The organism is Mesorhizobium sp. M1A.T.Ca.IN.004.03.1.1, assembly GCF_003997555.1.
Lineage (GTDB): Bacteria > Pseudomonadota > Alphaproteobacteria > Rhizobiales > Rhizobiaceae > Mesorhizobium.
In genome coordinates this window covers 1-243 of sequence record NZ_RZTV01000919.1, presented here as the reverse complement: position 1 = coordinate 243, position 243 = coordinate 1, and the positions used below count along the sequence as shown (strand labels likewise).

Here is a 243-nt window from a genome sequence, read left to right as displayed (position 1 = left end):
GGCCCGCGCCCCGATGGCGCAGCCATCGCTCGGCTTCGGTGGCAGCCGTCACGGCCTCTGGGGCCCTGACCGAGCGGATTTTCAGGGAGACGACAACGGCATCCACGTCGGGCAGTGCCAGCGATGGATCCGGGATGCCGACCGTCTGCACCGTGCGCAGGCCTCCTCGAGCTCGACCGGTATGGTCGCGAACTGATCGCGCATGATCCAGACGACGATCGGCAGGACCATCAGCGTATAGAC

Annotated in this window: 2 pseudogenes; both read right to left on the bottom strand. The window is 67.1% G+C overall.

The features are described 5' to 3' along the window. Nucleotides 1-163: pseudogene (locus EOD29_RS34365) on the bottom strand (four-carbon acid sugar kinase family protein); the annotation flags it as partial. Next, nucleotides 160-243 (bottom strand): annotated as a pseudogene (locus EOD29_RS36830) (carbohydrate ABC transporter permease); the annotation flags it as partial. The pseudogenes EOD29_RS36830 and EOD29_RS34365, both read right to left, overlap by 4 nt.